Below are 14,493 nucleotides of genomic sequence, written 5' to 3' on the forward strand. Positions count from 1 at the left end.
GCAAAAAAATATCTGACGGGGCAATTCTGCCCTGTGCCAGATATTTTCTTCGTTTCTGTCAGCTTATGTGTCTGCCGATTCTCCGGTAATCACGCTCATATTAATGTATGCGACTTCCCTTATGCAAATTTCTCATCCAGATATTCTTTCAGGATTCCCAGATTTTCATCACTATACAGCTGATCTGCCGCATGCTTATAATTATGAAAAAGCTTAAATTCCACCTTATCTGCCCCAACGGTTCTTGTCAGCAGCGCATTCAGTCTCTCAGACTGCAGATACGGAACATTTAAATCCGCATCACCATGCCAGATCAATATATCCGGGCTGTTTTCCTTCGTAAGATTTTTCTCAATATAATACAATGGACTATAGTTGTTTTTCTCATCCTCAGTAAGAGCTTTTACATCCTTGCGCATCCAATAAGATTCCACATCCTCGTAGCCGGTATCTTTAATTGCCCCCTGAAGCCACAGGCTGGCCGCCCAGCGGACAATTTTTGGAATCCTCAGCTCCCTGTAATCATCTTCCATAGTTCCGAATTCCATACAGCCGTAATAGTCCAGAATCACCTGAACTTCACTGGAAACAGGATGGTTCTCATCTTCTCCGATAAATGGAACACTATTAAATTCCTCATCATTGGAAGCGCCACAGATCACTGATAAATACCCCCCAGCTGACTCTCCCCAGATTGCGAAACGCTCCGGATCGTATCCATATTTCTCTGCATTTGCACGAAGAAAACGGATCGCTGATTTCACATCTTCCACTCCTGCCGGAAAGGCTGCTTCCTGGGCAAGACGATAGTTAACGGATGCACATGCATATCCATGATCGCGGAAATAGTGGTACATCAGCTGCGCCTGACGGGACTGGCTGTCATTGTATACGAAGCCGCCCCCATGTACCAATATGATCAACGGCATAGGTTCTTCACTGTCTGGCACATACAGATCCAGATAATCATTTTCGGAAGCCTCAGAATATGGCAGCTTCTCATAAGCTTTTCCACCATTCCATTTGGAAGAATCATCTAATTTCACTGATGGAGAGTATACATTATGAAAAACCACACGAACAGCTTCATGATTGTAACCGAGAATACCAACTATAGCAGCAAGACAGATTCCACCTATGATAAAACCTTTTTTCTTCATTTTTTCAACCTCTTTTCCACCTTAAATCATAGGTCTTTCACTTCATTCACATGGAATTTCCACCACATAAAACCGTTCTTCATCTGCCACGGTAACCTTCACCGGTCCGTTTCCATCTGCCTGTACAACTGCCATTGCCTCACCATAATAAGTCGCCACAGTATGGTCAGTATAATTCCCTTTTACATAAGGAGCCGGGCTTCCGAGTCCCTTCAGGACACCATTTTCTACTGTTACTTTTATGTTATGTTTCTCCATTGGTTTCCAGATTCCCTTGCTATCTGTGTATTGCAGTTGAATAAATGCAAGGCCCTCCGGTTTCACGGTTTTCTCCTCTGGGCGCACCTGAAGAACCGTTTCTTTTCCTGCTGTATGTAATGAATAACGGTTGATTTCTCTTCCGTTTTCATCGTAAGAAACCGCCGTTATCTCCCCATTCTGATAGGTGATATTAAAGTTTGCACGGCATTTTTTCACTTTCTTTTTACCAGCACTTTTGCCATTGATAAACAACTCAACCTGTGCAGCCCTTGCATAAACTTCTACCTTCGCCGGTTCTCCGTTACAGCCATCCCATGCCCAGCTTTCCAGAGCCTTTGTCAGCTGCCAGCCGGTAAGACGAAGCTTCTCTTTCTGGTAAACAGGATCAACTGCAATAAACGGACCTGTCTCTCTTTCAAAAGCAACTCGGGTATATGCAGCCTCTGCACGCGGCTTTCCATTCAGGTCAATTCGCCCGTTTCCACCTGTCATTCTCGTGGCTGGATCTTCAAATTTATAGTCAGAATACTCTGCTGCACCATCCCCGACTTCTCCGATATAATCCCATCCTGCCCACACAAAATCACCGATAATCCGTTTGTTTTTTTTGGCAATTTCCCAAAAACTATACGCATCCTTACAGAAGGTTTCACTTCCCAGAATCAGACGGTTCGGGTACTTTTTCAGGTCATGTTTGTAGCGGAAAATACCGTAATTATAACCTGCGATATCCATGTTTGCGTAGGCATCCTTCGTCCTTAAATCGCATGGATAAAGGGTGGCACCACACTTCATAAAGTAGTCTCCAACCAGACAGGCAAGAGTATTATAGAACTCGCTTCCTACCGGCTTTTTCTTCTTTTCCGGCTTGGAAGCAGCTGTCTTTTCTGCCTTGTCATCACTGTAAACGCCAAGTCCTATGGAGCTTAAGAAATTGAAGAAAATGTTGATTCCGCAGGTAACAGGACGGGTGGAATCCAAGCTGTGAAGGTAGTTTGTCATATCGCCGGTGAGGGCAATTCCCTTCTTCTGGGCGGTCTCTGCAACCTCATTTCCTGTGGAGTACATAATCACACTTGGATGGTTGTAATCCTTGTCAACCATGTCTTTTAAATCCTGTTTCCACCAGTCCGCAAGCTGTCCGGCATAGTCATATTTAGTCTTATGAATGTACCACACATCTACATATTCATCCATCATCAGCATTCCCACACGGTCACAGGCATCCAGAAGTGCCTTAGAGCAAGGATAATGTGCAGAGCGGACTGCATTGTATCCATTTTCTTTGAGAATACGCATTTTACGTTCTTCTGCTTCCGGATACGTACATGCACCAAGCACGCCATTATCGTGATGAAAGCATGCACCGCGAAGAATCACACGCTCTCCGTTAATGGTCATTCCTACCTGCGGATTCCAGATCAATTCACGGATTCCGAAAGTTTCAGTTACTTCGTCTTCACCGAAAATTGCTTTACAGGTATAGAGATTCGGGTGCTCTGTATCCCAGAGCTTTGCGTTTGGAATATCCAGCTGGAAGATGGCCTGGTATGCTGCTTCCTGATTATTTTTTTCCGCTTCCACCTGCGCCAATTCACTCTTCTGACCATTTTTTCCAGTCTGTACTGATTCATTTGGCTGCATGTTTTTATTATCTGATGATATTATTTTGTCATTGTTTACATTTCCTATTTTTGTACTTTCACCAATTACTCTAAGTACTTTAGAGCCCTCAAACTCAATCTTCAGGGAAACCTCTCCCGGCGAAGAAGTTTTCACAACGACCTCAATTCTCGCCGGATCATAGCTTAAAGTACGGATTTTCACACCGTTTACCGGAATATGTTTTTCTTCCCCAACATACAGATAAGCCGGACGGTAAATACCGGTTCCTGAATACCAGCGGCTGTTTGGCTGGTCAGCATTGCGCGCAATGACTTTAATCTCATTCTCTTTTCCATACTGGAAAAAGCCCTCTGTATCCACATAAAAATTGGTATAACCATAAGGACGGTAAGCCGCCTTTTTCCCATTTATGTAAACTTCACCATTGTGGTAAATCCCCTCAAATTCAATGAGGACTTTCTTATCTTTATACTCCTCTGGCACAAAGAAATTCTTGGTATATTCGTAATCCCCACCAATATACCATCCAATATTTCCCTCGCCGGTACTCTCCTGAGTACGCGGCTCACTCAGCATTGCATCATGTGGCAAAGTCACCGGATAAGCAGCCTCATCCCGGGTAAGACACCTGCATATCCAATCCTTGTTAAAATCAATTTTCTGCATACAGTAAACTGCTCCTTTCTGAAATCTCTGTCCTTAAACCAACTACTTTTTCGGCATTCTCAAACTGTTAACAGTTTACTGCTTTTTCCTATCTCTGTGGAAGAATTAGCGTGAACAGTCCTTTTTTTAACGCTAATAACAGCCCACAGAACTTTATAAATCAAGTCTGTGAGCTGTCTTCTCCACCTTCAGCTCGTTTCCATCCCACACAATATGTACCTGTCCCTCAGCAACAGGCAATGTACAATCAAAGCTGTCAAAAAACTCAGTATGCGGTTCTACCACAAACTCTTTTCCACCAACTCCGGTAAATTTCAGCCCCATGAAATACTTCGCCAGGAAATAGATCGGGCTGGCAGCCCAGGCATGGCAGAGGCTTTTTCCGAAGCGGTCACCGTACATGTCGTACTGGGTTTCTACTGGTGCCTCCGGGTCAAATTCTTCCCAGAAGGTAACTGCACCGCGATCCAGCATACCGCCCCAGTAATTGCGAATCTTATTTAGTACAAATTCCAGATTTCCGGTCTGGCAGAGCATATCCAGTTCAAAGAAGTTGAAATATGGAGTTGTAATTGCCGGAATTGCATTATTCTTAATTACATTTGCCAGAATTTTCTCCTGCTCTTCTTGTGTTGCAATGTGAAAAAGAATTGCAAAAATATTGGCATGACGGGTCACATTTCTCTTACCGGATTCAAAGGAATTAATAAATGCGCCTTTCTCCTGATCCCAGTAGAATTTACGGATCTGCCCGATCAGTTTTTCATATTTCTCCATGTATTCCGGATTTTCTTCTCCAAGAGCCGCACTCACTTTCGCCATGGTCTGCCAGCATGCTGCGAACAGCATCTGCTCTGCACAAAGGGCGCCAGTCTTATCCATATCAGCCCAGTCAATGTAGATCCAGTCATTTTCACGACCTACAAGAAATCCGTTTTCATCCAGCTGACCCTCACAGAACTCCATAAGGGAGCACATTTTCGGATAAACCTGGCGGACAAATTCCAGGTCACCATATGCCTCATAATGATAAAGCACGCCCAGGATCCAGAACAGAGAATAGTCCATGATGGTATTGATATGTCTTGTCATAGGATCATTTCCACGAAGTGCCAGAAGAGTTCTCTGGTCAATATCAGGATCTGCCAGCAGATACTGATTTACAAAAAAGCTCTGGTAGGCGTCTCCGGACCAGATCCATTTGTCACGTTTCACCCCATCCAGGAAAAAGATACCGCTGCAAAGACGGAAGGTATGCTCCGCCACCTCCCAGATTTTATTTAGTTTCTCATCATTACACTTAAAGGAAGCGCGTTTCGGGAAATCTACATACTGATAGAATGCTGTGATTTCCACATCTTCGGCTTTGCAATTCGGAATGAATGCAAAACGGACTGCACAGCATGGGCATCGATTTGTAACCGGATTCGGCTGCCAGCTGTAGTAGCAGTGCTCAAGGTCAAGAGCTTCGTCCTCAGATTCACCGCAAAAAACCTCTAAATCCTCATCTTCGCTTGTACTGTCAACACAATTACTGCGTTTACTTTTCACATAAACCGCCGCCGTCAGTTCCGTCTCAAACTCTGCCAGCACGCCACCGTTTATCTCGCTGATTTTCACCGGCTTGCACTCTTTTTCTGTATATTCCCACACAGTAGGATTCTGTCCCGGCTTGGTAAAATACTTACACACTCCAACCGGCACTAATGGCTGGGAATAATCCTCTGCCTTCCATGTTTTATCAGAATGGATCACCTCACCCTGCACATAAGCGCAAGGAAATGCCTCCACACAGCCTGCATGAATAGAGATCCGCACCTTTCCAGGTGCTACTGTAATCTTCTTTCCAAATGGATATTTCTTCTCCCCATTCTCCCTGGTTACAAGCACATGACCAATCGCATTGGAAAATACAGTAAAACTGGTCTCCTGCTCCAATTCATAAGTCCGGCGGAAAGCCACACGGTTGCGGAAGCCCTCACTCTTCCAAAATGCCGGCCATCCAAAACCTCTCTCCACACGGCTGAAATTCTGCTTCATGGCATGATATAATTCAAAATCTCCCGGATACCAGATCCAAAATGTATTTTCCATTTCCGTTTTCCTCCCGTAAATTATTGCTGTTCACAATCTTTGAACAATAACCAATTCTCATTTCTTGTAAATCTACTCATAATTTAACTATAGTATAAAATGAATTTTCCCAATAGTCCACAACATCCCACGTTTAAAAAGCTACAGATTACGCTTTCGTATCACTCAAAAAGCTTGTCTGAATATTATTCCCTTATTTGTGATATAATATTAAGGGAATTTTTCCTTATTTTATTGTTCTTTCCCTTATTTTATGGTATTATTTAAGGGAAAAAGATAGGAGGTGCGAAATGAGAATCTTTAATTACTCCTCACTCAAAGAGCAAAAATGGGATTCAGACATCCTCGGGCTCGTTGCTGCAATATATAAAGAAGCTGGTAAACAGGAATTATACCTGAAACAACGCCCCGAAGAACTTGAAAAGCTTGTAGAAATCGCTAAAGTTCAAAGCACAGAAGCATCAAATGCCATTGAAGGCATAGTCACTACAAATACACGAATCCGCCAACTCGTCGAAGAAAAGACAACCCCCAAAAATCGTGATGAGCAGGAAATAGCTGGATATCGTGACGTGTTAAATATTATACATGAAAGTTTTGATGCTATTCCGATCACCCAGAATTATATCCTGCAGCTTCACAAAATACTTTATAGTCACATGAACAATCCAATTGCCGGTCACACAAAAACTGTACAAAACTACATTAGTGCCACATACCCAGACGGTCATGTTGAAACATTGTTTACACCACTTTCCCCATATGAGACACCAGAAGCTCTGGATAAAATCTGTGAAGAGTATAACCGGATAATCGGAAATATGGAAGTAGAACCACTAATCGCAATTCCAGTCTTTATCCATGACTTCCTTTGTATCCATCCCTTCAACGATGGAAATGGAAGAATGAGCAGATTGCTGACCACGTTACTCTTGTATCGAAATGGATTCTATGTTGGCAAATATATTTCTCTTGAATCTAAGATTGCCCAAAATAAAGATCTCTACTATCATGCCCTTGCAGAATCACAAACCGGATGGCATGAAGGGACGGAAAATGTCTTGCCTTTTATCAAATATATTCTTGGAACAATCCTGGCAGCATATAAAGACTTTGAAGACCGTGTAGCGCTTGTGGAAACCAAACTTTCTTCCCTTGAAATGGTACGGCGTGCCAGCAAAAATAAAATCGGACGTTTTACCAAACAGGATATTCGCGAATTCTGTCCTACACTCAGTGACAGTTCCATCGAAAGTGCCTTACGCAAGCTGGTTACGGCTGGTGAATTAAAAAAAGAAGGGCGCGGAAAAAGCACGTGCTATTTCAGGTTAAATTAATCTACCACGCGCAGAACGTTCTGATTTTTATACAAACAAAGAAGGCGCAGCTTAAAAACAAACTTTTAAGTCGCACCTTTTTTGTTTACATCATTACATAAAAAATGAAAACCATATATTGCCAGAAACATGGGATTACCATAACCAGCGTCATCGATGGAACCCTTTTCAAATTCATGAATGCCGTGCATGTCAGCGCCAGTGACCACTGGTTTCATCTGAAAATATTGATTCCAATACCAGATTCGTCCACTGCTACCGATTCAAATAACAATAAAAAAAACAGCAGGAGTTCATTCTAACAAACGAACGCCTGCTGTCTTCTTGTTAAAATTAATTTCTGTAATGCTTCTACCCAACAGTTCCTACAACACAAACCCAGTTGTATTCTTCCCCTGCGCCTGAATATCCAGACAGCAATCTGCCACATGCTCCTGATTCAGGTCTAGAGAATAATTCACTTTCATGGCAATTTGCCCGTCACTTTCTTCCAATTCCAGATTCGTCGCTGAAATTCCCATTTCAAGAGTTCCGAATGGGGTGGTATAAAATGCCATATTACGCTTTCCCTGCTCGAAAACCATATGTGTATTTACCTGTCCTTTTTTTCGGACTTCCATTCCCCTGGAGGATATCTTGATATAATTTACAGTAGGATCTCCCTGCTCATCCAGCATTTCTTCATAGCGAAGATAATGACTACCGTTGCGGAAATAATACTCTCCCGGAACCACAATCTCGATTGGCTCATCACCTTCTGGTGTGTCCATCATATGTAAACCTTTTACGTGAATTAAAACTTCTTTTTCCATTGTTTTTCCATTTCTTTCTCTTTTTCAATATTTCTCAATATCAATCTTCTGCGTTTTCTCCACATCAAATGGCAGAATCGAATTGGCAAAGCCCTTGAATTTCTCTGCCAGATCGCTCACATAGAAACGATATGGGAAATCAGACTGTCCCTGTCCGGTGCTCTGCATATCCTGCTCTTTCAGAAGTCTGCCAAGCTCCAGTGCCGTCTCGTACGCCGGGTTCACCAAAGTAACCCCCTCTCCCATGATCTGTCCGATGGTAGAACGGAGCAGTGGATAATGGGTACAGCCAAGGATCAGTGTATCAATATCTTTTTCCTGTAGTTCCCTCAGATATCTGCTTGCAACTTCCACTGTCACCGGATCATGAGTCCAGCCTTCCTCTACCAACGGTACAAATAAGGGACATGGCTTTCCAATCACTGTAATCTCCGGATCGATCTTTTTCAGAACCTCCGCGTGGATTCCACTTCCAACAGTACCTTCTGTACCGATGATTCCCACCCGTTTATTTCTGGTAACCTGCGCAGCTACCTTGGCACCGGCTTCAATCACTCCAAGAATGGGAATGTCAAATTCTTCCTGAACTGCCTCCAGGGCAAACGCACTGGCTGTATTACAGGCCACCACAATCGCCTTCACCTTCTGCTCTTTCAGGAAACGGATTATCTGACGGGAATATCCTATAATAGTCTCTCTGGATTTGCTGCCATATGGAACTCTGGCAGTATCGCCGAAATACACGATTTTCTCTGCTGGAAGATTCCGCATAATCTCCCTTGCCACAGTAAGTCCGCCAATACCGGAATCAAACACACCAACAGGCGCATCTCTGTCTATTTTCATTTATCTATCTCCAAATTCATAGTCAAGCGATATTTGCAATCTGTATTTCATTTTAACACCAAAGGAGCGGCGGTGCAAGTGCTTGTACTACATCAAAGCGTTAAGTGCTTGTACTACATCAAAGCGTTAAGTGTATCCACAATCCAGAAATGAAATCTTGGCTCTGCTTTCTGACCGTTCTCCGTCCTCGGTGCTTCCATAAAACAGAACTGGGGATAAATAGTTCCCCACCATGCAAGAAGGTTGGAAGTTTTATTAAAATTTTCACTGCATGGGCAAAGTAATACAGCTGTCAGAAGTGCTGCCGCTATATGATATTTGTTTTTTCTCAGACAAAGCATAAAAGTACCTCCCATATTTTTCTTAACAAAAGTATTCCCTGTCCCAGCCTGGAATAATCACATTCATACCCACTAGTTGCTTATTGCTTTTCATAGCCGCTCTGGAGCCTGTTTGAAAAATCATTCCCGCAATCTGCACGCCCTGGTACTTACCTGATTCGGCTAAAATTTCACTTCCAATTCCTTTCCATAAATTTTCAGTTCTGGCAATTCAGACAAAGCACCACGTTCATAAAACTCATGATAAACCTCACGAAGCGTTACTGCCTGTCCCGGGCTTCCATTTGGATTATTTTCCAGCAGCCCAAGAAGATACTCTCCCAGAGAAACGTCCTGAGGGCTTACCCAGGCTACTGCTTCAGATGCCGCAGCACAGCGAAACACATAAACATTTTCACCTATAGTCGGCTCCTGCTTCAGATACTCAAGAACCTGCTCCCAACGCCCTCCATCCAACAGACTCTCTCCAAGAACCAGAATTTCCAGATGTCCCATATCCAGATATTTTTCCTGTGTCCGGCTGTATATATTTTCAATCTCACGGAAAGTTTCTCCCTGAATCGACGGAGCAGCATTCCCCTGGTCTTCCCCGTCTTTTTCCTGTCCTGTAGATTTTGGAAGATCCGGAATTCCGTAAGTCAGCAGATATTTCCCCTCTGTAATATCGGCTCCAAGTGCAAGCGGATACATGCGTTTCTCCGGTTCCACACCACCACAGCCGGCTAACAGAAACAATGCACTGACACACGCTACGGCAAGCTTCTTTTTCCACTTCTTTTTGCCTGTCATAAAAAAAATAATCTGAAGCACCAGCATTCCGGGCACAAAAATATATTTCAAATATAATGGAAAACTATTCCGGATTCCCCATCTTTCAATATCCCACACGGCTCCGGCAAAAACCAGAATAGATATCCACAGCTTTCCAGTTCCCATATCTGCTTTTTCCACAATTAAATGACCATAATGCAGAAAACTTCCAATAGAAAATAAAAGGCTGTATAAAAGAAATCCCATCCAGAGGACATCAAATCTTGCCAATACATTCCCTGGAAGCTCCGCACCTGCCAGAAGCGGCAAAATCGGGCAGCTTTCATATTTCAGGCGCCCCCATCCAAATACTGAAGGAAGCAGCAATTCCGTCAGAATAAGCAAAATTCCCAGGGTAAAAACGGCAAAACTTACAGTTTTCCCTGTATCTTTACTGTTTCCTACACTGTCCAATGCAAAGGGAAGCAGCCCCAATCCGGAAAATGCACATATCACATCATATCCACTTTCCATAATTTTTCTTCCTGAGAAAGAGGAATTCCATACCATTTCCTGAAAATACTCCCATTTTCCCTGTCCCACAGCCAGGACTAACATAAGCATAACCGCTGCAAGTACCACGCCTCCTGACACTTCTCCCATTCTGCCTCGTCTCTGAATCCCCTTTTGCGTGCCCAGACTGCAAACCAGCAATGTGATCAGACATAGCCATTTTTTTCCTATACCTGTTCCCAGACTAACTGCAACAATTTCTCCCAGAAGGTTCAAAAGAAATGCGGCTCCAAAAATACAGTATATAAGAAAAAACAACGCTGTCAGCCGTCCCCACACCACACCGGCTGTTTTGCAGGGCCTGGCAAAAGCATAACGAAGACGGATGAGGAAAATCACATAAAACAGCACAGCTGCAAGGGCTGCTGCAGTCCCTGCCAGCCCACCAAGCCCCAGAGTTTTTCTGTTTTCGAAAAGGCATAATATTAATGGTGCAATAAACGCAATCACAATCTGCCTGTAGAGCTGCCGCTGGGAGATTCGATTATTTTCTGCAAATTTCATTTACTTCGGTTACCTTTCCTTCCTGTTCTTATTGCGGATTTTTTGCAGTCTCACTCGCTCATTTTTTCTGGCATATGGAGAGCGCCTCCATCTCTTTTTAAATGGCACTCTCACAATTTTGCTTCCAGTCCCATTATCCGTACTTTGTTTGACAAAGGGCGACAGGTATGGAACTCCAAAGCTGAGAAGTCCTGCCAGATGTGATACTGTCAGATATACTCCTGTCACAATTCCAAAAATCCCCAGATATCCTCCCAAAAACAAAAAGAAATATTTAAGCATCCGAAATGCCGAGGCAAATTCTTCATTTGGGATTGCAAGAGAACCAAGTGCCGTGATTGCCACAACCATGACCACGATCGGGCTTACAAGATTCGCTTCCACAGCAGCAGATCCCACGATCAGTCCTCCCACAATTCCCATAGCATTTCCCAGCGCTCCCGGAATCCGTACACCAGCCTCCCGAATCAGTTCAAAGGATAACTCCAGCAGAACAAGCTCCGCAATGCTGGAAAATGGCACGCCTTCTCTTGCCTGGGCAAAGGACAGAAGCATGTTCGTGGGAAGAATCTGCGTGTGAAACCGGATCACTGCAAGATAAAGTCCCGGCAGCAATGTAGCAGCTGCCAGTGCCACATAGCGCAGTATTCGAAGAAATGATGCCATTTCAAATCGGTTATACCAGTCCTCGCTGCTTTCCATAAAGCTGTGAAAAATCCCTGGCAAAATAAGCGCTGACGGAGAATTGTCACAGAGAAGCACTGCTTTTCCATTTAAAATTTCCTGCGCTGCACGATCTGGTCTTTCCGTAGTCTGATACTGCGGAAAAGGGGATAACCAGGAATCCTCCGTCAGCTGTTCCAGCATTCCACTGTCCAGGATTCCATCTATTCGAAACTCTCCAAGCCGCTCTTTCACCTGCTCCAGAAATTCCTCCTGCACCAGATCTTCCATATACACCATCTGGACCAGTGTATGTGATCTCTCCCCAATATAAAATTCCACTACCTTTAATCTGGTATCCCGAAGCCGCTTCCGGATCAACGCGGAATTTATTTTCACAGAATCAGAGAAGCCTTCCCTGGAACCTCTCAGAACCTTCTCCATCTCCACTTCTGTTACGCCCATGCTTGGATAACCGGCACTGGAAATTTTCATGGCCTGGTCAAATCCGTCCATAAAGAAAACCGCATTTCCGGCAAGCAGCCCTGCGAACACCTGCTCCATGTCAGTCAGCTTCTTTACATCCGCAATTCCCAGACTGTTATACTCCACAAATTCCTGCATTTCCCCAGGTGAAATCTCCCAGAAATGCCCCACCATTTTTCCAATGGCAGAGTCTTCCAGCATCATATTGGAAGTCGCTACCTCAATATAGACCATCAGGCAGTCAACCTTCCGCTCATCCCCCAGCCGCATCTTCCGGATCTGAATATCTCCACAATCTGCCAGGCGTTCTCTTATATACCGTTCATTTGCTCGAATATCCTTTGAAATCATAACAATATTATCATTTTTATCCAACACTGCTCCTCTTTTCCATTTTCAGGCAACAAAAGAAAATCCTGCCCGGTAGGGCTTTTTGTGTAATAGGGAATTCCAATGAAATTTCCTATTACACAAAAAAAGACACTGGTTATCTCTCCCAGTATCTCCCATAAAAACAATTATATTCATTTTCTCTCAACTTCCCAAAAAGAGGAACGCGGGCAGGATGTGCCCGCTCCGCTCCCAGAAAACCACTCAGTTTACTCTTCTGCCCGAATCGCCTGAATAATTCCCATCCGCTGATTTTCCAGATGTTCAAAAGACAGCTCCTGTGCCGCTTTCACGTCCCGTTCCTTAATCGCCCTGGTAATTTTCTCATGCTCTTTCACCAGACGGTTTCTGGACTCATCCTCTTTCAAATATTCTACACGATATCTGTAGATCTGCTCGCGAAGATTATTCAGAACCTGCATCAGTCTTTTATTATCAGCAGCTTCATAAATTACCTCATGGAAATTCACATCCGCCTCAGCCATCTTTACCAGGTCGCCTTCCGCCGTACTGGTCTGGAAAACCTCAGCCGCCTGCTCCAGCTTCCGGATATCCGCATCTGTCATATTAGCACAGGCCTTCTCAATGGCCATATTTTCCAGAGTGATCCTGACCTCCAGAACGTCATTCAGATCCTTCTCTGTAATATTGGCAACCTGGGCTCCACGTCTCGGGATCATCACAACCAGCCCTTCCAGTTCCAGCTTACGCATGGCCTCCCGGATAGGAGTTCTGCTCACCCCAAGCTTCTCCGCAAGGGCAATCTCCATAAGTCTTTCGCCCGGCTTCAGTTCTCCCTTCAGGATTGCCTGACGCAATGTGTTAAAAACGACCTCCCTAAGTGGAAGATACTCATCCATATGCACTGTAAAATCACTTGTCATTTGTATTTTCCTCCGCTAAAAAACATCTGTGGCAAAAACAGTCTTCGCAAGTCTGCTCTCCCTGAGAACAGCTGCTGCCCGATCCATTTTCTCCTTATCATCAAAAATGCCAAATACAGTAGGACCACTTCCGCTCATCATGGCCTTACGTGCTCCGTTGCTCTCCATCAGATCTTTGATTTCCTGGATCACAGGATATTTGCTGATAATTCCCGGTTCAAATACATTTCCCATTCTGGAAATCATTCCATCAAGATCACCATTTCTGACAGCTGTCACCATACCATCGATATCCGGATGAACCACAGCAGGATCGTCCAGTTTCAGGTTCTCATAAGCAGTCTTGGTTGAAACATTTACTCCTGGTTTTCCCACCAGAACATAGCAGTGAGGTACTCTGGGAAGTCTGGTCAGCTTCTCCCCGATTCCCTCTGCAAGAGCAGTTCCGCGCATCACACAATAAGGAACATCAGCTCCAACCTTCACAGCACGCTTCATCAGCTCTTCCTCAGAAAGTCCCAGTCCAAACAGGCGGTTCACTCCAACAAAAGCAGCTGCCGCATCAGAGCTTCCACCAGCCATGCCGGCTGCTACCGGGATAAACTTCTCCAGATTCATGGTAAGCCCCTCTTTTATATCAAACTCATCCATTAACATTTTCGCCGCTTTATATACAAGATTCCGCTCGTCAGTAGGAACGTAAGGAATGTTCGTGGTAAGGACAATTCCCGGCTCCTTTTTTTTCTCAATTTCAAGCACGTCATACATCTGTATGGTCTGCATGATCATACGGACTTCGTGATATCCGTCATCACGTTTTCCAACCACGTCAAGTCCCAGATTTATCTTTGCAAGTGCACGTAAACGCATAATTTCCTCCGCTTGTAGCTGCCGCTCACATAAAACCTCTGGCAGGCTCTAAGAGCAGCAGTTTCTTTGTACTTTGTATACAATTTTATCAATGCTTTTATTGTAAAATATTTTTGTATTTTTTTCAATACATTTATGCGAGGAAATTTCTCATTCTATATATATCGTTACTGTCCACAACGTGACCAGAGCATGTTTGAAAAGGTTTTCTCCAAATATATGCAGTAAAC

At 44.0% G+C, this 14,493-nt stretch carries 11 protein-coding genes; 1 reads left to right on the top strand and 10 read right to left on the bottom strand.

Translation table 11 applies throughout. From position 1 onward, the window contains the following. Window positions 1-119 precede the first annotated feature (119 nt). The 3 genes from ABHC48_RS07885 to ABHC48_RS07895 form a co-directional block, all read right to left on the bottom strand. The gene (locus tag ABHC48_RS07885) at window positions 120-1,160 is read right to left on the bottom strand and encodes an alpha/beta hydrolase (protein ID WP_195699794.1); all 1,041 of its coding nucleotides are present in this window, start codon (window positions 1,158-1,160) and stop codon (window positions 120-122) included. 42 nt (window positions 1,161-1,202) lie between these two features. Next, on the bottom strand, window positions 1,203-3,713 hold the full coding sequence (locus ABHC48_RS07890; RefSeq protein WP_243284537.1) for a glycoside hydrolase family 2 TIM barrel-domain containing protein: 2,511 nt from the start codon (window positions 3,711-3,713) through the stop codon (window positions 1,203-1,205). A 153-nt stretch (window positions 3,714-3,866) separates the two neighbouring features. Then, entirely contained in the window at window positions 3,867-5,807 is a 1,941-nt protein-coding gene (locus ABHC48_RS07895; protein WP_195699795.1) for an amylo-alpha-1,6-glucosidase, read from the bottom strand. A 290-nt stretch (window positions 5,808-6,097) separates the two neighbouring features. Here ABHC48_RS07895 and ABHC48_RS07900 point away from each other — a divergent pair, with 290 nt between their 5' ends. Next, entirely contained in the window at window positions 6,098-7,144 is a 1,047-nt protein-coding gene (locus ABHC48_RS07900; RefSeq protein WP_187565225.1) for a Fic family protein, read from the top strand. Between the two features lie 365 nt (window positions 7,145-7,509). Here the strand turns inward: ABHC48_RS07900 and ABHC48_RS07905 are convergent, their stop codons facing one another. The 7 genes from ABHC48_RS07905 to ispE all read right to left on the bottom strand — a co-directional run bounded on the left by ABHC48_RS07905 (window position 7,510) and on the right by ispE (window position 14,263). Continuing rightward, window positions 7,510-7,956, bottom strand: a complete 447-nt coding sequence (locus ABHC48_RS07905; RefSeq protein WP_118577592.1) for a DUF1934 domain-containing protein — start codon at window positions 7,954-7,956, stop codon at window positions 7,510-7,512. A gap of 24 nt (window positions 7,957-7,980) precedes the next feature. Continuing rightward, window positions 7,981-8,802: a glutamate racemase gene (gene murI, locus ABHC48_RS07910; RefSeq protein WP_118577593.1), complete on the bottom strand. Its 822-nt coding sequence runs from the start codon at window positions 8,800-8,802 to the stop codon at window positions 7,981-7,983. Window positions 8,803-8,915: 113 nt separating this feature from the next. Then, window positions 8,916-9,143, bottom strand: a complete 228-nt coding sequence (locus ABHC48_RS07915; protein ID WP_118577594.1) for a hypothetical protein — start codon at window positions 9,141-9,143, stop codon at window positions 8,916-8,918. Between the two features lie 162 nt (window positions 9,144-9,305). Next, entirely contained in the window at window positions 9,306-10,970 is a 1,665-nt protein-coding gene (locus ABHC48_RS07920) for a GerAB/ArcD/ProY family transporter (RefSeq protein ID WP_195699796.1), read from the bottom strand. A gap of 9 nt (window positions 10,971-10,979) precedes the next feature. Further along, a complete protein-coding gene (locus ABHC48_RS07925; RefSeq protein ID WP_334285682.1) occupies window positions 10,980-12,494 on the bottom strand; it encodes a spore germination protein in 1,515 nt (504 codons plus the stop codon). Window positions 12,495-12,718: 224 nt separating this feature from the next. After that, a complete protein-coding gene (locus tag ABHC48_RS07930) occupies window positions 12,719-13,393 on the bottom strand; it encodes a GntR family transcriptional regulator (RefSeq protein WP_118577596.1) in 675 nt (224 codons plus the stop codon). 15 nt (window positions 13,394-13,408) lie between these two features. Beyond that, a complete protein-coding gene (gene ispE / locus ABHC48_RS07935) occupies window positions 13,409-14,263 on the bottom strand; it encodes a 4-(cytidine 5'-diphospho)-2-C-methyl-D-erythritol kinase (protein WP_173734780.1) in 855 nt (284 codons plus the stop codon). Between the last annotated feature and the right edge of the window lie 230 nt (window positions 14,264-14,493).

The sequence above is a fragment of the Ruminococcus sp. 1001136sp1 genome, from assembly GCF_039841815.1.
GTDB classification, from domain to species: domain Bacteria; phylum Bacillota; class Clostridia; order Lachnospirales; family Lachnospiraceae; genus Blautia_A; species Blautia_A faecis.